Source organism: Labilibaculum euxinicum (assembly GCF_963678175.1).
In the GTDB taxonomy this organism is placed as follows: Bacteria; Bacteroidota; Bacteroidia; order Bacteroidales; family Marinifilaceae; genus Labilibaculum; species Labilibaculum euxinus.
In genome coordinates, this window is sequence record NZ_OY782756.1 from 2,418,839 (window position 1) to 2,438,797 (window position 19,959).

The window sequence follows — 19,959 nt, forward strand, 5'->3', positions numbered from 1 at the left end:
TTTCTGTGAAATGCATATTATTGAGTGCGGAAACAAAAAGAAAATATTTACACAAAACAATACTAAACAACGAATAAGGATGGGAGTTGAGAATACAGATTATAGGGAAGAGTCTTTAGATCTAAACAATCCCTTTGATATAAAGCTGGTCTCAGAATTTCTGGAGCCATTGGGTTTTGAGTTCGATTCTATAGACGTTGATTACACCATGATTCTTTATAATTTGAATCAGGAGGTAATAGGAACCGGGTCGTATAAAGGAAGAGTACTTAAATATGTTGCAGTTTCTCCTAAATTTAGAGAAGGAGCCGCTTTTGCGCAAATTGTAACACATTTAATTGAATTGGTTATTAATGAGCACAAACACATTTTTGTTTACACGAAGCCTCGTAATTTAGAGGTTTTTAAAGGATTGGGATTTACCGAAATTGCAACTGCAGAGCCATTGTTCTCTGTTTTGGAATTTGGATATGAGAATATCAAAACATATCAGGACTATTTGCGGTCAATAAAAAAGGATGTAACTTTTGGTGGCATCGCAGCCATAGTTGTAAATTGCAATCCTTTTACTAAAGGGCATAAATATCTGATCGAAAAAGCTTGTGCGGAAAATAGAGTGTTGTACCTATTTATAGTTGAAGAGGATCGTTCGTCATTTACTTTTGATGTTCGATGGCGATTGATTCAGGAAGAATTGGGGCACATTAAAAATCTGGTAATGGTGAAGGGGGGAGATTATGTAGTTTCAGGAACTATTTTTCCTTGTTATTTTTTGAAAGATGAGAAAGAATGTGACATTGCGGCTAAACAAGCCGAATTGGATGTAGTCACTTTTTTGAATTATATTGTTCCAATTTTAAATATTAATAGAAGATACGTTGGAACTGAAATGTATTCGCCGGTAACTGCGGCCTACAACGAAGCCATGATTAAATATTTACCGTCCAATGGCGTTGAAATTCTTGAGATACCAAGAATTACGCAAGGGAGTTCAGATAATTATATTTCGGCATTAAAAGTAAGAATCGCAATCCGTGAAGACAGACTGAATGAAGTCCTCGATTTTTTACCGGATTCAACAAAGAATTATCTGTTGTCGGAAGAATCTGCTGAGATTAGAGAGAAGATAAGAAATACAGTTACCAGACATTAAACAGAAAAGCCGGATGGGTATCATCCGGCTTTTTTTAACTTTACAATATTATAAACCTATTCGTTTTCGGATAATAGAAAGTGTGGTTGGTTTTGAATTGTAGGTGTATTTTGCGAATATCAGATAAAAAAGCAATAGTATATTAAATAAGTAGTTGAAGTATAGTGGTATATGGTAGTTGTTGCTGGCTACATCATCTATAAAAATATAGCATAAGGTAAAAACTTCACCCCAAAACCACAGCCATAAAAACAACTCGTTTAGGTCATCTGTTTTTTTTGTTTTAAATGTGTGGATTACTTGTGGCAGAGCACAAATTGCGAAAAGAATGCTTCCCATCCATCCAATAATTTCATTTGCTTGCATGTCGTCGTATTTTCATGCAAAAATGAACAAAACAAAGGAGAAAAATAAGAAATCCGGCTAATTTCTTTGGATTAACAACAAAGTGCGGTCATCATCAAATTTAGAGACATTGTAGATTTTGGTTAATTCCAATTCCACATCTTTAGGTTCAATAATTTCTTTTTCTTTGTTGTTGTCAAGAATGTAAAACATAGCTTCATCACCAATCATTTCACCGGTTCTGTCATTAACAGCTTCAGTGTAGCCATCGGTGTAAAAGAATAGTTTGTCTCCCTTATTAAACTCGTGAACTAAGCTTCGGTATTTGCCTTCTTTTACAACCCCCAACAGTGTGCCTACAATATTTAATTGGGATATGTTTTTTTCTACTCCATCATAAAGAAAAGGGCGAAGAGCTCCGGCCGAGGCAATACTAATTTTATTTGAAGAAGTACAAAGCGAGATGATACTTAGAGTTGTAAACACTTCTGTAAGCTGAATGTCTTTAAAAAGATACTCATTTATAATATCGAGAAATTTGCCCGGTGATTCAACAAAATCGAGTTCTTGTCGATTAACGAAAAAATTAATGGTACTTCGGATGTAGGCAATATAAGCTGGTACAAAGAACCAGGCATCCCATTTTTTACCCATTACATCACCCAAAATCAATATTTTTCTATTCTGATCCACATCGATAATCTCGTAATAATCACCTCCCGGTAATTTATCATAGGGCTGATGAAGAATTTGAATATTATAGTCACGTATTGTGTCTTGAAATTCATTTTCGAAACGAATAGGAGATCGTTTAGCTGCAGAGTTTAATGCGTTTAAGTATTTGTTTTTTAAATCATGCTCACGTTGAACATTTGAATTAATTTGGTGAATAATCAGTTTTGGATTCAGATTTTTAAATAGAAAACCGCTTATTTTGGATTGCATTAGATTTTCCAGTTTGTCCATGTCGTCAGCATCAGAGACAAGAATGTTTATTGGAATATGATTCGAGACAATTTCCGTTATTTTATCTAAGATGGAGATTGCCCAATTGGCTTTATCATCAATAATTATGCCCCAGGTATTGGTGTCCTGCAAGGCCATGAAAAAATCGGTATCGGTATAAACGGCAGTAATATTTGTTTTAAGGTGCTTCCTGGGAAGAGGAAAAGGTTTTATTCTATTGGCACAATAAATCAAATTTCCTTTTTCAAAACTGATGTCATCTTTTCTCGCACCATCAAGAATATCTTTTCTTAAATAGGCTTTCTTTAAATGGGATTTGATCTTTGAGATAAAGATCTTTTGTTTGATTGGTTTGGTGATAAAATCATCCGCACCGTCATTCAGATTTTTAATCCATGTATCTTCCTCGTTGTTTCCAGAAAGGAAAATAAAAGGAGTGTGTTGGTATTCAGGTGTCTGCCTTAGTCTTCTTACCAGTTCATTGCCATCCATTAATGGCATGTATAAATCTGAGATGATAAGATCGAAATGTTGACTTTTGGCCTGATCAATAGCCTCTTTCCCGTTTTTTGCAAGTGTTGTTTGGTAACCTAATCCTTTTAGAGTAAACTCAATGAATTTTAGGATAACTACGTCATCATCAACAACCAGTATATTTGGCGAGACTTTTGCCATATCAGTATTTTATTCAACTGATGAAAAGCTGTTAACACATGCGGTTTGGTCTTGTAAAATATCAAAGATAGAATCCAACTGCATTAATTCTATCAGCTCCATCACATCTCTGTTGATATTGCAAAGTTTTATAAAACTTTTATGTTCTTTTGATGTTTTGAGAGCTGATAAAAGTGCCCCAAAACCAGAACTGTCAATAAAGCTAATTTCTTCAAAATCAACAATTAATTTTGATTTAGGCAGAGACAAAAATTCATTCATTTTTTCTTTCGCAATATTTGCATTTAAGGCATACAAACGATTGGTTTCTCCTAATTTCATTATTGTTATAGAGTTTACCTGTTTGGTTTCAATATTCATAGCAGTAAAATATGGTTACAGTGATTAAAGTTGTCCTAAGGTTTCTTTTAATTCTTTTATGGCTAAAGGACATTGTGATAAAAATTCCTCTACTAATACAGGAATATTTACTAAATCAATGTCATTCATAGTTTCGTTTTTCACGTTAGTCCAGTTTTTTTCATCTTGAGGACTAAATTCAATCCTGTTTTCTCTCTTCAGCTGCAATTCAAACTTTAAATTTCCTTTTGAAAAATGCTCTAATTGTTCTAGACAATCACCTGAATTTTCCATTCCCATTGTTCGTACGGATGATTTTGCCTTGTGAGCAATAGCGCCTAAATCCTGCCAGTTCCGAGCTTCAAAACTTCTTGATATTTCTTCTTCAAATTCAGGGATTTGTTCTAGAAAAATATCAATCATTTCACTGATGATGTTTTTGTCATTTCCAGACATCTCCTTTAGATAGGAGAGATCTGTGATCATTTCACCTTGAGTCATTCTGTTGATATGAGCTTGTTCGATTTAACATTTGTTTGATTTTTTTTATAAATTCAGCTTTTGTTTCGATAGAAATAATGCGCTGAATTTTGAGTAAAATCTTCATTGTCGCATATGCAATAATACTAATTTATTTTCAATTTACCTATTGCTCCAGCTATTCAATTAGAGCTTAGTATCCTTGATTTTACTGATTGTTTGTTGATCGTAATTTTTTAGGTTTGCTATTGTTTGCCCGATTAATAATTAGGATTAATCTCAACAAAAGATTTTTTTTTTCGTAACACTAATTTTTATTGAATTTATCTGAACAAAATATCTAACTTAATGTTTATGATCTGGAAGTTTACTACCGCTGTTTTTCTTTTTGTTTTTTTATTATCAGGGAATTTAATTGGGCAAGAATTGTTGCCTGTGAAAAAGTCTGAATTTGTTGGGAATGAACCGAATCGAAAACAAGCTTTCACCCAAGTGAAAGAGGCATCTGAGCTGTATCAAAAAGGAATTGGATATGTGCCCCAGAGTTTAAATCTATTTTTGAGTGCCTACAATTTAAATAATAATAATCCTGAGTTAAATTACAATATTGGTCTTTGTTATTTAATAGCAGGACCAAAAGATGCAGCGCTGTCATATTTACTTGCCGCACAATCTGCTAATGCAGATGTCAGTGCAGATATTCATTTTCTGATTGGTTTGGCTTATAAATATCAAAATAATTTTTCTGATGCAATTATTCATTTTAAAATGAATAAAGAGTTAATTCAACAGAATAAGTATAAAGAGCAGAAAGAACTTCTGCCTATAAGTGATAAACACATTCAGGAGTGCCGAAGCGGCAGGTTGCTAATGAAAAATAGTCTTGATCTGGAGATACAGCCTGTTGAAGGAAATGTAAACTCAGAATTTGATGAATTTAATCCTCAAATAATTGATAGTAATTTATTTTTTAGTTCGCGAAGAGGATTAGAGAATGATAGCAGGTCACCAGAAGATCAAAAGTTTTTTGAAAAGCTTTTTAAGGCTTCAAAAAGTGAGGTGTTGGATATTGAGGTTCGTGAAGAGAAAAATAATTTAGTAGAAAATGTAAATTCTACTTTGCTGTCTAAATTTGACGATAAACAGTTTGTATTTTATAATAGTAATTCGGGAGCAGGTGATTTGTTTTTGGCTGAAAAAGAGAGAGGCAAATGGAAAATAGGAAAAGCAATTAAATTTATAAATGAAAAAGACTCAAGAGAGAGTTCTGCAAGTTTACCTCAATCGGGAAATGAAATTTATTTTGTAAGTAATCGTAAAGGAGGCTTTGGCGATTGTGATATCTATTTTTGCAAAAAAGAATCGGAGTCTAAATGGTCTAAACCAATTAATATTGGTGGCGATATTAATACTGAATATGACGAAGGTGATGTTTTTATAAGTGCGGATGGCACTAAGTTATTTTTCAGTTCAAAGGGGCACAATACCATGGGGGGATATGATATATTCAAGTCTGACCGTCGGGATGATGGAACTTGGAGTAAGCCAATAAATCTGGGATATCCAATAAATAGTACTGATAACGATATTACCTATTGTGAAGATCAGAATGGTGTTTTTTATTTTGCATCCGAGCGTAGCGGAGGCAAAGGAGGATTTGATATTTATTGTCAAAAAATACCTGAGCCGGTAATCGAAGAGGTTGCAGAGGAAGTCATAGTAGAACCAGTGACTGAGCTTCCTGAAACGAAAATAGAAGTTCCTGCTACTCTTCCGCTTGTAAGTTTTAAAAGTGAGGCCGTTGCAATAACTGAAACTCCGGTAAAACAAGAATTGGTTGAAGAGGATTTTGTTTATAGAGTTCAAATTGCTGCGGCAAGAAAAGAAATGGATCCTAAAGATCTATTTAAAAGGTATAAAGGAGGTGATGTTATAGATCATTTGTTTGTTGAAAACTGGCATAAATATACTATCGGAGGATTTTTAACATTTAAGGAGGCTGCCAAATATAGGGATGCCTGTGGAGTGAAGGATGCTTTTGTTGTATTGTTTAAAGGAGGTTATCGATTGGGAATTGCAAGAAGACCTTTTGAGGCAAACTAGTGTATTGGCACAAACGATATCTGAGAAAAATTTTTACATTTGCAAAAGATAACACAAACACGATTTAATAACTTTTTTCTCAGGTAAATCTTCAGTGAAAAAGTTTGTCTTTTTTATGATTACTTGAAGATCTTGCCCAAAATACGTAAACAAATGAAAAGAACAGCATTCACTAGCTTTCATGAAGAATTAGGTGCGAAAATGGCACCATTTGCTGGGTATAACATGCCTATTGAGTATACCGGAATTAACGATGAGCACAAATGTGTTCGTGAAAAATTAGGGGTTTTTGATGTTTCTCACATGGGTGAGTTTTGGGTGAAAGGTCCAAAAGCTTTTAGTTTTGTACAAAAATTGACTACAAATGATGTAGCTGCGCTTTCAGATGGAAAAGTTCAGTATAGTTGCTTCCCAAATGGGAAAGGCGGAATCGTTGATGATTTATTAGTATATCAAATTGATAGCGAGACGTATCTATTGGTTGTAAATGCAGCTAATATTGAGAAAGATTGGAATTGGTGTTGTAAAAATGCTGAAGAAATGGGATTGGAAGTTGGAACTGAACTTTATAATGCTTCTGATGAAATATGTCAGTTAGCTGTGCAAGGTCCTTTGGCATTGAAAGCAATGCAGAAAATTGTGGATCGTCCGATTGAAGATATGGAGTATTACACATTTCAAAAAGTGACCATTGCAGGAATCGAAAATGCTATTTTTTCGACTACCGGTTATACTGGTTCCGGTGGATGTGAAATTTACGTGTCAAACGAAGATGGAGTGAAGCTTTGGAATGCTGTAATGGAAGCAGGAAAAGAATTTGGAATCCAGCCAATTGGTTTGGCAGCTCGCGATACGCTGCGTTTGGAAGTTGGCTTCTGTTTATATGGTAATGATATTGATGATGACCATTCACCGATTGAAGCAGGTTTAGGTTGGATCACCAAGTTTGTGGAAGGAAACGATTTTATCGATCGTGAGTTTTTTGCAAAACAACAAGAAGAAAAACCAAAGCGCCGATTGAAAGGTTTTGAATTAATTGACAGAGGCATTGCTCGTCATGGATACAAGATTGAAGATGCTGAAGGAAATGAAATTGGCGAAGTAACTTCAGGAACAATGGCTCCAATGATTGGGAAATCAATTGGCCTAGGGTATGTTAAAGAAGGATTTTATAAAATTGATACCGAAATTTTCATTCGGGTTCGAAATAAAGCGGTAAAAGCTAAAATCACAAAAATTCCTTTTTACAAAGCGTAAATCGAATTTTTATTGAAATAACAAAAGGCAGTTACTCTTGATGTAGCTGCCTTTTTTTGTTTTTAATTATAGCGGTTGGGGCTTTTCAAACATAAATTCTTATATTTGGAATGGTTTTTTAAGGGAAATTAATTCTGAAAATAGAATTTAATTTTTCTTGTTACCATCTAAATTCACAAAGATTGCTTCGAACAATCCAAATATTTGGATTTTCAGGAAAAAACACCATCGTGTGAATGAATATAAGTAAAAAATTCTGCAGGTTAAGTTTCTGTTTTTCAGAACGTAAATATTAATCTATACGAAGGGGGATAAGAGGATAAATTATTTGTTATAAAACATACATTTTAACAAGTAAAACCGTCTTAAAATAAATTTTTATTTGCAATTTTGCCTCAGGATATGGAATAATACAAAAATTTAAAACGTTTGAAAAAATGAAAGTACACAACTTTTCTGCAGGTCCTTCAATTCTTCCTGATTTTACAGTTGAAAAAACAGCTGAAGCAATTAAAAATTTTGCCGGAACAAGTCTTTCTTTGATGGAAGTGTCTCACCGCAGCAAAGAATTTGTTGCAGTAATGGATGAGGCTATCTCTTTGTTTAAGGAATTATTAAGTATTCCTGAAGGTTATTCGGTTTTGTTTCTTGGTGGTGGTGCCTCAACTCAGTTTTGCATGATTCCTTACAATTTGTTAGGAAAAAAAGCAGCTTATCTGAATACAGGAGCTTGGGCAAACAAAGCTTTGAAAGAAGCAAAACTATTTGGTGAAGTAGTAGAAGTAGCATCTTCGAAAGATACTGTTTACAACTACATTCCTAAAGGATATAAAATTCCTTCTGATGTAGATTATTTTCACATCACTACCAACAACACTATCTACGGTACAGAGATTAAAGAAGATTTAGACGTTAATGTTCCTTTAGTAGCTGATATGTCATCTGATATTTTCTCTCGCCCGGTTGATGTTTCAAAGTATGCATTAATTTATGGCGGTGCTCAAAAGAATCTTGCACCGGCGGGTGTTACTTTTGTGATTGTAAAAGATGAAATTCTTGGTAAGGTAGATCGTCAGATTCCAACAATGTTGAACTACCAAACACACATCGATGGAGAGTCAATGTTCAATACTCCACCAGTTGTTCCTGTTTTTGCAGCTCTTCAAACTTTGCAGTGGATCAAAGAACAAGGTGGCGTATCTGCAATGCAGAAACGAAACGAAGATAAAGCAGCAGTGCTTTACAATGAGATTGACAGTAATCCAATGTTTAAAGGAACTGTTATTAATAAAGAAGATCGTTCATTAATGAATATCTGTTTTGTGATGAATGACGAATATAAAGAATTGGAAAAAGACTTCTACGAATTTGCAACCGCGAAAGGAATGTCAGGAATTAAAGGACACCGTTCAGTTGGAGGGTTCCGTGCTTCTACCTACAATGCTCTGCCAAAATCAAGTGTACTGGCATTAGTAGATTGTATGAAGGAATTCAAAAACATTCACGTAAAATAATTATAATAGGAAATGAGCAGGAATGGAGAAATCCATCTCCTGTTTGTTTGTCATTCAGCGCACGAGGAACGACTAAAGTAATGTAAACATTACTTCGATTTGGCTGGCGATGACATTTTATTTTTTCATAATTCAAATATCAAATAAAATGACAAAAGTATTAATTGCAACCGATAAGCCTTTTGCTCCTGCAGCTGTTGATAGTATCAGGACTGTTGTGGAAGGTGCTGGTTACGAATTGGTTTTATTGGAATCTTATACTGATAAAGCAGATTTATTAGCTGCAGTTGCCGATGTGGACGCCATGATTATTCGCAGCGATAAAGCAACACGCGAAGTAATCGAAGCTGCTAAAAACCTTAAAGTAATTGTTCGTGCAGGTGCAGGATACGATAATATCGATCTTGAGGCTTGTACTGAGAAAGGCGTTGTTGCCATGAATACTCCGGGACAGAATTCAAATGCTGTTGCTGAGTTGGTTTTTGGAATGATGGTATTTTTGGCAAGAAATGGGTTTAACGGAAGTGCTGGTGTTGAAGTACGAGGAAAGAAAATCGGAATTCATGCATATGGTAATGTGGGACGATATGTTGGAGAAATAGCTAAAGGTTTTGGAATGGAAGTATATGCTTTCGATCCATTTGTGGCTAAGGAAACAATTGAAGCTGACGGCGTAAAGGTGGTTGACTCTGTTGAGGAATTGTATAGCGCCTGCAACTATGTTTCTCTTCACATTCCGGCAAATGACAAAACAAAAAACTCAATCAACTTCGATTTGTTGAACAAGATGCCTAAAGGTGGTGTGCTTGTTAATACAGCTCGTAAAGAGGTGATTGATGAAGAAGGTTTGATTCAATTAATGGATGCCCGTAAAGATTTTGCATACATTTCGGATATTGCTCCTGACTGTAAAGAAGAAATTGAAGCTAAATTTCAAGGCAGATTCTTCTTCACTCCAAAGAAAATGGGTGCACAAACTGCTGAGGCAAATATCAATGCTGGTATTGCCGGAGCAAATCAAATTGTGAACTACATTAAAAACGGAGACGAAACATTCAGAGTAAATAAATAGTATTTGGAAAACAAGAGGAAAGTCATTTTCTTCTTGTTTTCTACCTTATATATTTGAATGCAATTAGCATTCAGATAGATTAAACAAACAAACAAACACAACAAAAACATAAAACGCGATGGCTATTTTAAAACCATTTAAGGGCTTGCGCCCACCAAAAGAGATTTCAAAAGATTTGGCTTGTTTGCCATATGATGTAATGAATTCAGAGGAGGCCGCTCAAATGGCTGAAGGTAAGGAAGTGTCTTTGCTTCATATAACTCGTGCCGAAATCGATTGCCCTGCCGGAACAGACGTTCACTCAGAAGAGGTGTATAAAAAATCTGTATCCAATTTAAAAATGTTCCAGGATAAGGGATGGTTGGTTCAGGACGAAGAAGCTAAGTTCTATATCTATGCTCAAACCATGGATGGAAGAACTCAGTATGGTATTGTTGCTAACGCAGCTTGCGAAGATTACAAGAATGGAGTAATTAAGAAACATGAATTAACCCGTCCGGATAAAGAGGAAGATCGAATGATTTTAACTCGTTATACCCAAGCGAATCTGGAGCCGGTATTCTTTTCGTACAAAGCTGTTCCTGAAATTGATGCAATTGTTGCAGATATAGTAAAGAACGAAGAAGCTGAGTATGATTTTGTTGCTGAAGACGGATTTGGTCATCATTTTTGGCCGGTAAATAATCCAGCAACAAATAAAGAGTTGGAAGAGTTGTTCGCAACAAAAGTTCCTGCTACATACGTTGCTGACGGTCATCATCGTACTGCAGCCGCAGCTCGTATTGGTGATGAATTTGCGGCTAAGAATCCTAACCACACAGGTGATGAGGAGTACAATTATTTTATGGCTGTTCATTTCCCAGATAATCAATTGGCAATTATCGATTACAATCGTGTTGTTAAGGACTTAAACGGAATGACTGAGACTGAGTTTTTGGCAAAGTTGGAACAAACATTTGAAGTGGAGTGCATGGGTGAGGAGATTTACAAGCCTGCTAAATTGCATGAATTCTCAATGTATTTGGATAATAAATGGTACAAGCTAAATGCGAAAGAAGGAACTTATGATGATAAGGATCCTATTGGAGTTTTGGATGTAACTATTTTATCAAGTCATGTATTGGATAATCTTTTAGGGGTTGAAGATCTTCGTACTACAACTCGTGTTGAGTTTGTGGGTGGAATTCGCGGATTAGGAGAGTTGAAAAAACGTGTTGATGGTGGTGATATGAAAGTTGCATTTGCTTTGTATGCAGTGTCGATGCAGCAGTTAATTGATATTGCTGATACAGGAAATATTATGCCTCCTAAAACAACATGGTTTGAACCTAAGCTTCGTTCAGGTTTGTTAATTCACAAGTTGGATTAAGCAAGTTTATATAAGAAATATGAAAGGATGCCAATTGGCATCCTTTTTTTTTTGTGCGAAAACGTACATATACGTGCTTATTCGAACAGATTTTGTTTCGTATAATTTTCTGTAGTTATCAGATATGTAGGTTTTTATGAGTGGTGGCATATGGATTGATATATAAGGGCTGTAAATCTAATCCCTAAACTATGATACAGAACTTTTTTAAGGTTGCCTTTCGGAATATGAGAAAATACAAAGGTTACACTTTTATTAATATTGTTGGTTTGGCTGTGGGGCTGGCTTGTGTATTTCTTATTTATCTGTTTGTTCAGGATGAGTTGAGTTACGATAAATTTTATCCCAAATCTAAAGATATTTATCGTGTAGCAACTAAAGTAAAAATGGGTGAGCGGAAAATGGATGGCAATACCATTTGTGCACCTTTCTCTCCCAATGCAGTTGCAGACTTTCCAGAAGTAAAATATGCAGTAAGAATTCATTTTTGGAACAATGTGTTGTTTAAATATGAGGACAAGCAATTTGTGGAAGACAAATTCTTACGCACAGATTCTACTTTTTTTGAAGTCTTCTCCCGTCCTTTCGTGTTTGGTGATTCAAGGACAGCTTTAAAGGAGAAGAATAATATTGTATTGACTCAAAGTACATCTCAAAAATATTTTGGCGATGCAAATCCTGTTGGGAAAATTTTGAAGATGAGTGAGGATAAGCTCTTTACTATAAGTGGAGTGGTGGAAGATGTACCTGAAAATTCTCATTTTCATTATGATTTAGTTGGCTTGTTAAATTTAAGTGCAGAAGAGGAAGATGCTTGGTTTAGTGACTATATGCAGGCTTATTTTTTGTTGAAGCCAGGAACGAACTACAAGGATTTAGAAGCTAAATTTCGTGATTTCACGATCAGACATATGGGACCTAAATTGATTGAAGTTCTTGGGATTGATATTGTAGCATGGGAAAAAAACGGAAATGAATTTAAGTATTATTTAGAGCCATTAGAGTCGATTTATCTTAAGACTACTACGGAAGGTCAGATAGAGCCTGTTAGTGATATAAAATACATTTATATATTTTCGGCGATTGCTTTTTTCATTCTATTACTGGCCTGTGTTAATTTCTTAAATCTAACGACAGCCAGATCGTATACCCGGGCTCGTGAGGTAGGAGTAAGAAAAGTATTTGGAAGTAATCGGAATATGCTTATGATTCAATTTTATGCAGAAACTTTCCTAATGACTTTATTGGCGACTGTTATTTCTTTCTTCCTGATTGAGTTGACCTTGCCTTATTTTAATGAAATTACCCGGAAAAATTTGATGTCGCCGTTATTATGGCAGGGGGAGTATCTTTTATTTATGGGAGGCGTAATTGCATTTGTTGTATTGTTTGCCGGGAGTTATACGGCCATTTCTTTATCAGGTTTTAAGGTGATGAGTGTACTGAAAGGTGAAGTGCAAAAAGGACGGCTGGGGAAACGAATAAGAGCTGGTCTTGTTATTTTTCAATTTGTGGTTGCCATTGGTATTTTGATATCTGCATTTATTATTAAAGAACAGGTTAATTTTATGCAGGAAAAAAAGTTGGGATTTGATAAGGAACGTGTATTGGTGGTTGATAGGGCATATTCATTAGAAGATGAACAGAGAATATCCATTAAAGAAAAGTTAAAGGAGTATTCGGGAATTGAAGACGTGTCATTTTCAGGAATGGTTCCCGGCCGGGGTACAAATGGATGGTCGATGTATCGTGAAGGAGCAAACAATGAAGATATGATCAATTTTCGATTGATGCATGTTGATGAAAACTTTATTGATTTGCTGGGACTGAAAATAATTGATGGAAGAAAATTTGATAAAAACAGGGTGTCGGATTCTTCCGTTTTTATAGCTAATGAAGCTGCGATTGCTGCATTGGGATATACCGATAATCCTGTAGGACGAAATATTTACAAGCCGGATTTTAATCAAAATGGTCGGAAGGCTATTGAGATTATTGGTGTAATTGAAGATTTTCATTTTGAATCGATGCGCGATAAAATACTTCCTATGTTATTGGTATCTGACCCGAAACTTTTTAAACGTTATATGTTGGTTAAGTTACAGCCGGATAATGTAATGGATGGAGTAAAGATGGTAAAAAAGTACTGGTCAAAAATGACAGATGGGGAGCCTTTCGAATATTTCTTTTTAGATAGTGATTTTAATAGCCTGTTTAAGGGAGAAGAAAGGGTTGCGAATATCCTTAGTTCTTTTACTATTTTGGCCTTTTTTATTGCACTTCTTGGTTTATTGGGATTGGTTTCTTTTGAAATGCAGCAAAGAGTAAAAGAGATTGGAATTCGTAAAGTACTGGGTAGTTCGGAATTTGGATTGATGATGATTTTGAGTCGTAGTCTTTGTTTGAATGTAATAATTGCAAATATTGTTGCATGGCCATTAACTTATTTTGTGATGCAGCACTGGTTATCGAATTTTGTGTACAGAATCAATTTTCCATGGTATTATTTTATTTTGGCTTTATTAATGTCGCTTATTTTGGCGGTGCTTACAGTAAGTGGTCATTCATTGAAGGTAGCAAGAGCAAATCCAATAGAATCTTTAAAATACGAATAGTTTTTTGTAAGTTTTAATACACAGTAAGAAAGTTCTCATCAGTAAATGGTGGGAGCTTTTTTTATCGGGAAATTTTATTTTAACCAAATGGTTAAAAAATGCAGATTTATTTGGAGGAATAAAAAAAAGCAAATATATTTGCATTAACCAAACGGTTAATCCGAATGGTTAATTTTTTGAGTGTGAATTAACCAACTGGTTAATAAAATAGAAATGGAAAAGAAATCAGTCGAGACCCAAGAGAATATTCTAATTGCTGCAAGAACTATTTTTGCACAAAAAGGATTGGCCGGAGCCAGAATGCAGGAGATTGCAGATTGTGCAGGAATAAATAAAGCTTTGCTTCATTACTACTATCGAAACAAAGAAAAATTATTTGAACAGGTTTTTGATGAAGCACTAAAAAAAATGCTTCGCCCCATAGTTGCGTTTTTAGCAGATGATTCTGATTTGTTTCAAAAGATCAGAAATATTTGCAGGCACTATCATGAAGTGTTAGTTGAGTATCCGTTCCTTCCTAATTTTGTAATTAATGAAATTAATTCGGATCCGACACGAATACTTAAATTGTTTGATGTTGAAGGGTTTTTGGAGGGAAGGGAAAAGACAATAATTCAAATTAACGAAGCTGTTAAGTCAGGAATGATAAGACCGATTGATCCAAGAGAATTAATTCTAAATATCATTAGTTTGTCTATTTTTCCGTTCGCAGGCCGACCTGTAATTGAGGAGATTTTATATAAAAATGAAAATATATATGAGATACTGAAAGAGCGGGCCGATCGTGTTTCTGATTTCATAATTCAATCAATAAAAATTTAATTCTTTTGAAATGACATCAATTTGTAGAAAAAGCAAATACATTCTTTTGCTGATTATTTTTTTTAAGATTCAGATAGGATGGTCTCAGGAAGAGGTTCTTAGTTTGGATCAATGTCAAAAAGAAGTTCAGGAATTTTTCCCATTAATGAAAGGAAAAGAACTTTTGAGTAAATCTTCGGATTTGAATACAGAGAATTTGAAACTTGCCTATTTACCAAAGATTTATGCCAATGGAAGCCTCAGTTATCAGTCCGATGTAACAGGTATTTCATTTCCCGGAATGAATACACCCAAAGCGCCAAAAGATAGATACTCGCTAAACTTAGATGTGGAGCAGTTGATATATGATGGCGGAAAAACTCATGACAGGGTTGAGGTGGAGAAGAAATCTTCGGAGGTTGAAATTAAAAATCTGGAGATTCAGATGTATCAACTTCGTGAACGCGTTAATATGGCCTATTTTGGAATTCTGTTGGTTCGAAAAAGTAAATTGGTAATACTTGATAAACAAAATACCATTGTTAAACGCTTACAGCAATTGAAATCAGCTGTGGAAAATGGAATGGTTCTTCCTGCTAATTTAAAAATTATGGAGTCTGAATTGCTTTTAATAGAACAGCAGGTGCTAGAGCTAAATGCTCGTGAGGAATCCTCATTTAATGTGCTTTCTCAGCTAATGGGACGCTGTTTAAGTGTGAATACAAAACTCGAAGAAACAGAATATGATCAACTATCAGTAAATGGTTTGGAATCTAAGGATAGGCCTGAATATCAATGGTACTTAAGCCGGCAATCATTGTTGGATGCTCAAAAAGAGTTATTGAAGAAAGATAGATATCCGGTGGTATCAGCTTTTGGTCAGATGGGATATGGAAATCCCGGTTACAATCAATTAATGGATGAATTTGATACTTATTACATGTTGGGAGCAAAAATTTCTTGGAATATTTTCGATTGGAAATCAAATCGCAGAAAGCAAAAAGTAATTGGAATTCAAAAAGAGTTACTGGGAACCCAGGAGTTAAGTTTTACGCAAAATCAGCGTATTAATTTGGGGAAAGAAAGCAGTGAGATCAGGAAATTCGAAATTTTACTTGAAAAGGATGATGCCATCATCGAATTGCAGGAGGATATAAGCAGAAGTTCAGCCTCGCAGTTGGATAATGGTGTGATTACTTCAAGTGATTATTTAGAGGATTTGAATAAGGAAATTCAAGCGAAATTAAATAAAGAATACCATACAATTCAATTACAGCAATCATTGGCTGAGTTCAAACGAATCAAAGGAATTTAAATATCAATAAAATGAAACGTCCATGTCAAAGCGATTTTGACACTAAAGGGGATGATTATTTTAGCATAGAATCCCGAAAGCTTTGGGAACCATATGGCAAAAACTTAAAATTATAAACACATGAAATTAACAACAATTATAGGAGCAGTTATTCTTTTCTTTGTTTTCGGCTGCAATCAAAATGAAGCCGATTCGGATGCTTTTGGAAATTTTGAGGCTACAGAGTATATGATTTCAGCTGAAAACAGCGGTAAAATACTTGTTCTTGATGTAAATGAGGGAGATGTTTTCTCAGAGGCAAAACAAGTTGGAGTTATTGATACCACTCAGTTGTATCTGCAAAGAGAGCAGTTAAAAGCACAAAAGTCCGCTGTGGCCTCAGGAGTGAAGAATATCCTTTCTCGAATCGCGGTTTATCAGGAACAGATTTCTATCCTTGAAAAAGATAAATCAAGAATTGATAAAATGTTTGCAGACGGTGCAGCAACCAGCAAAGAAGTTGATGATGTTAATGGTGGAATTTTGCTTGCTCAGAAGCAGATACAAGCGGTTAAAACTGAGAATGCCAAGGTTTTGGGAGAGTTGGAAAGTCTTGATCGAAAAATAGAATCTTTAAACGATTTAATTGAGAAAAGTAAGATATATGTGCCAGAGGCCGCTACGGTTTTGGAAAAATATCATGAAGCTTATGAAATGGTGAACACAGGAACACCACTATTTAAACTAGCCGATTTAAGTTCGCTTGATTTACGGGTTTATATTAGTGGCGATCAGCTTTCAGAAGTTAAAATCGGTCAAGAGGTGAAGGTTTTGATTGATAAGAATAAGGAGGAGAATGAAACGCTTCAGGGAAAAGTGATCTGGATATCTTCCCAATCTGAATTTACACCCAAAATTATCCAAACAAAAAAAGAGCGCGTGAAATTGGTTTATGCTGTTAAGATTAAGGTGGTAAATGACGGACGTTTGAAGATTGGAATGCCGGGTGAAATTAGATTCAAATAGCATATGAACTCTACTGTTAGCATAAATAATTTATCGAAATCTTACGGTGACGTTTCAGCTCTTAAAGAAATTAATCTGAATATTAAATCGGGAGAATTGTTCGGATTAATAGGACCGGATGGGGCAGGTAAAACAACATTGTTTCGTTTGCTTGCGACTCTCTTGCTTCCCGATTCAGGCTCAGCAGCATTGTGCGGTTTCGAGATGGTGAAGGAGTACAGGCATATTAGAAATATATTAGGTTATATGCCGGGTAAATTTTCTCTTTATCAGGATTTAACGGTTTTGGAAAATCTTAACTTCTTCGCAACAGTTTTCAATACCCGAATTGAAGACAATATGGACATGATTCGTGATATTTGGGTGCAGATTGAACCATTTAAGGACAGACCGGCGGGCAAATTATCGGGCGGAATGAAGCAAAAACTGGCTCTTTGCTGTGCGCTGATTCATCAGCCAAAAATATTGCTTTTAGATGAACCTACAACCGGTGTTGATGCTGTTTCGAGAAGTGAGTTTTGGCAAATGCTGAAAGGTTTGAAATCAAAAGGGATCACTATAGTTGTGGCCACTCCTTATATGGATGAGGCAAATTTGTGCGAGCGGGTTGCGCTTATGCAATCAGGCGAAATTCTAAGTTTGGATAGTCCATCTGGTATAATTGCCAGTTTCGAAAAAGATTTGTACTCTTTTGAGGCAAAAGATACTTATCAGCTTTTGTTGAATTTACGCGCTTATCCATTTGTTAATTCTGTTTTTTTATTTGGCCAAAGTGTTCATTATACAGATGTTCGGGATGTTGTTGTCCTTTCAGATTTGAAAGATTATTTGAAATCGAAAGGGCAGGATCATATTGAAATTAAACAAATTGCGGCAGGTATAGAGGATTGTTTTATGGCTTTGAGTCAACAAAATACTGTTCAGAAATGAATTCAGATAAAAAAGTAATATCAGTAAGAAATTTGACTAAAAAGTTTGGCTCGTTTACAGCAAATGATGATTTGTCATTTGATGTATATCAGGGTGAGATTTTTGGCTTTTTGGGTGCAAACGGAGCGGGAAAGACAACTGCAATGAAAATTTTGTGTGGTCTTTCGTATCCAACATCCGGAGAGATAATGGTTGCCGGCTTAGATGTTTACAAACAAAGGGAAGAACTGAAAAGAAATATTGGTTACATGAGTCAAAAGTTTTCATTGTACGAGGATTTAACGGTATTTGAGAATATTCGTTTCTATGCCGGTATTTATGGGATGTCATTGAAGGATATCAAGTTGAAATCGGATGATTTGTTGAAAAAACTGGATTTGGTTCATGCCCGAAATAAAAGAATTGGTGAACTGCCACTTGGTTGGAAGCAGAAACTGGCTTTTTCTGTTGCTATTTTTCACAATCCGGAAATCGTGTTTTTAGATGAGCCAACCGGAGGGGTTGATCCGGTTACCCGAAGGCAGTTTTGGGATCTGATTTACGAAGCTTCCCGAAATGGAATTACCGTTTTTGTAACCACTCACTATATGGATGAGGCAGAGTATTGTAACCGGGTTTCAATAATGGTTGACGGAAGAATTGAAGCATTGGATACACCGGAAGGGCTTAAAAATAAATTCGACGCCAAAGATATGGATGAGGTTTTTCTTCGTTTGGCAAGAAAAAGTAATTACAAAGAGTAAAAATCTGAACGGATTTACTAAAAATATAAAGAGATGAAACACCCATTTAAAAGGCTTTACACAGAGGGATATGGTTGCAATTTGGGTGTTCCATGTGACAAATAAAAATCAAATTATAAACACATGAAACGATTTATCGGTTTTCTGAAAAAAGAATTCTATCACATTTTTCGCGATAAAAGATCGATGCTGATATTATTTGGAATGCCCATTGTGCAGTTGCTGCTTTTTGGTTTTGTTATTACCAACGACCTTAAAGATGTTAAAATGGCTGTTGTTGATCATTCTAAAGATGAATATACATCTGAAATCATTAATAAAATAACCTCTTCGGGTTATTTTAAACTTGTTAAGAGTCTGGATGGTATTGCACAGGTAGATGAGCTTTTCCGAAAAGGAGAAACGAAGCTGGTTTTGGTGTTTGAGCCTGATTTCGGAAAAAACTTTATTAAAGGATCAAAAGCTTCGGTGCAAATATTGACTGATGCGTCGGAACCGAATATGGCTAGTTTAGAGGTGAATTATCTTCAGGGAATTCTTCAAAATTACAATCTGGAAATTAATAAAGGAAAGATAGTTCCCAGTCAAATAAGTCCTCAAACAAGAATGTATTTTAACCCCAACATGGAGAGTGTATACATGTTTGTTCCGGGAATTATGGCCACCATTTTAATGTTGGTTTCTGCCATGATGACTTCTATATCTATAGCACGTGAAAAAGAAATGGGAACGATGGAGATTTTGCTGGTTTCGCCATTGCGTCCTTTGCAAATCATCTTAGGGAAAGTTACGCCTTATCTGTTTTTATCGTTTATTAATGCTTTGGTAATTGTCGGAATGGGCTATTTTGTATTTGGAGTTCCTGTTTTGGGTAGTTTCGCCTTACTTATGGCAGAGAGTCTTTTGTTTATTCTGATGGCTCTTTCTTTAGGAATCTTTATTTCAACAGTTTCGGACAGTCAGCAGGTTGCTATGATGCTCTCTATGTTTGCATTAATGCTGCCGACAATTTTGCTTTCAGGTTTCATTTTCCCTTTACGGAATATGCCTGTACCTCTGCAAATCATCAGTCATATTATTCCACCACGATGGTTCATTATAATCATTAAAAATATCATGTTAAAGGGATCCGGATTTGAATTTGTTTGGAAAGAAACCTTAATTCTTATTGGAATGACTGCTGGATTCATTGGTCTTAGCGTCAAAAAGTTTAAAATCAGATTGGAGTAATACCCACCGAGATTTAAATTTATTTTTAACTGCAATGTAAATAAAAG

Annotated in this window: 17 protein-coding genes; 13 read left to right on the plus strand and 4 right to left on the minus strand. The window is 35.2% G+C overall.

Translation table 11 applies throughout. The features are described from left to right. Positions 1-79: 79 nt before the first annotated feature. On the plus strand, positions 80-1,153 hold the full coding sequence (locus ACY0M5_RS09710; RefSeq protein WP_461631617.1) for a [citrate (pro-3S)-lyase] ligase: 1,074 nt from the start codon (positions 80-82) through the stop codon (positions 1,151-1,153). Positions 1,154-1,201: 48 nt separating this feature from the next. Here ACY0M5_RS09710 and ACY0M5_RS09715 read toward each other — a convergent pair whose 3' ends face one another. From ACY0M5_RS09715 to ACY0M5_RS09730, 4 genes are read right to left on the minus strand one after another with little or no spacing between them, the layout of a single operon-like run. Continuing rightward, positions 1,202-1,519 (minus strand): PQ-loop domain-containing transporter, encoded by a 318-nt coding sequence (locus ACY0M5_RS09715; protein WP_461631618.1) that lies wholly within the window; start codon positions 1,517-1,519, stop codon positions 1,202-1,204. A 57-nt stretch (positions 1,520-1,576) separates the two neighbouring features. After that, entirely contained in the window at positions 1,577-3,139 is a 1,563-nt protein-coding gene (locus ACY0M5_RS09720; protein ID WP_124991967.1) for a response regulator, read from the minus strand. A 9-nt stretch (positions 3,140-3,148) separates the two neighbouring features. Continuing rightward, complete coding sequence (locus ACY0M5_RS09725; protein ID WP_461631619.1) at positions 3,149-3,499, minus strand: STAS domain-containing protein; 351 nt, start codon at positions 3,497-3,499, stop codon at positions 3,149-3,151. Positions 3,500-3,523: 24 nt separating this feature from the next. Then, on the minus strand, positions 3,524-3,979 hold the full coding sequence (locus ACY0M5_RS09730) for an Hpt domain-containing protein (protein WP_101310374.1): 456 nt from the start codon (positions 3,977-3,979) through the stop codon (positions 3,524-3,526). A 333-nt stretch (positions 3,980-4,312) separates the two neighbouring features. On the opposite strand from ACY0M5_RS09730, the gene ACY0M5_RS09735 reads away from it, so the two are divergent. The 12 genes from ACY0M5_RS09735 to ACY0M5_RS09790 all read left to right on the plus strand — a co-directional run bounded on the left by ACY0M5_RS09735 (position 4,313) and on the right by ACY0M5_RS09790 (position 19,912). Next, complete coding sequence (locus ACY0M5_RS09735; protein WP_461631620.1) at positions 4,313-6,061, plus strand: TolB family protein; 1,749 nt, start codon at positions 4,313-4,315, stop codon at positions 6,059-6,061. A 153-nt stretch (positions 6,062-6,214) separates the two neighbouring features. Next, complete coding sequence (gene gcvT / locus ACY0M5_RS09740) at positions 6,215-7,318, plus strand: glycine cleavage system aminomethyltransferase GcvT (RefSeq protein ID WP_461631621.1); 1,104 nt, start codon at positions 6,215-6,217, stop codon at positions 7,316-7,318. A gap of 437 nt (positions 7,319-7,755) precedes the next feature. After that, on the plus strand, positions 7,756-8,832 hold the full coding sequence (serC, locus tag ACY0M5_RS09745; protein ID WP_461631622.1) for a 3-phosphoserine/phosphohydroxythreonine transaminase: 1,077 nt from the start codon (positions 7,756-7,758) through the stop codon (positions 8,830-8,832). 148 nt (positions 8,833-8,980) lie between these two features. After that, the gene (locus tag ACY0M5_RS09750) at positions 8,981-9,904 is read left to right on the plus strand and encodes a 3-phosphoglycerate dehydrogenase (RefSeq protein ID WP_461631623.1); all 924 of its coding nucleotides are present in this window, start codon (positions 8,981-8,983) and stop codon (positions 9,902-9,904) included. A gap of 118 nt (positions 9,905-10,022) precedes the next feature. Continuing rightward, positions 10,023-11,273, plus strand: a complete 1,251-nt coding sequence (locus tag ACY0M5_RS09755; protein WP_124991973.1) for a DUF1015 domain-containing protein — start codon at positions 10,023-10,025, stop codon at positions 11,271-11,273. Between the two features lie 191 nt (positions 11,274-11,464). Continuing rightward, on the plus strand, positions 11,465-13,888 hold the full coding sequence (locus tag ACY0M5_RS09760) for an ABC transporter permease (RefSeq protein WP_461631624.1): 2,424 nt from the start codon (positions 11,465-11,467) through the stop codon (positions 13,886-13,888). 213 nt (positions 13,889-14,101) lie between these two features. After that, entirely contained in the window at positions 14,102-14,710 is a 609-nt protein-coding gene (locus ACY0M5_RS09765; RefSeq protein WP_461631625.1) for a TetR/AcrR family transcriptional regulator, read from the plus strand. Between the two features lie 10 nt (positions 14,711-14,720). Further along, positions 14,721-16,004, plus strand: a complete 1,284-nt coding sequence (locus ACY0M5_RS09770; protein ID WP_461631626.1) for a TolC family protein — start codon at positions 14,721-14,723, stop codon at positions 16,002-16,004. A 120-nt stretch (positions 16,005-16,124) separates the two neighbouring features. After that, on the plus strand, positions 16,125-17,009 hold the full coding sequence (locus ACY0M5_RS09775; protein ID WP_461631627.1) for an HlyD family secretion protein: 885 nt from the start codon (positions 16,125-16,127) through the stop codon (positions 17,007-17,009). Between the two features lie 3 nt (positions 17,010-17,012). Beyond that, entirely contained in the window at positions 17,013-17,939 is a 927-nt protein-coding gene (locus tag ACY0M5_RS09780) for an ABC transporter ATP-binding protein (protein WP_461631628.1), read from the plus strand. Beyond that, complete coding sequence (locus ACY0M5_RS09785) at positions 17,936-18,682, plus strand: ABC transporter ATP-binding protein (RefSeq protein WP_124991979.1); 747 nt, start codon at positions 17,936-17,938, stop codon at positions 18,680-18,682. The genes ACY0M5_RS09780 and ACY0M5_RS09785 overlap by 4 nt, the downstream gene beginning before the upstream one ends. 123 nt (positions 18,683-18,805) lie before the next feature. Continuing rightward, positions 18,806-19,912 carry an ABC transporter permease gene (locus tag ACY0M5_RS09790; RefSeq protein ID WP_461631629.1) on the plus strand — a complete coding sequence of 369 codons (1,107 nt, stop codon included), beginning with the start codon at positions 18,806-18,808 and terminating at the stop codon, positions 19,910-19,912. Positions 19,913-19,959 lie beyond the last annotated feature (47 nt).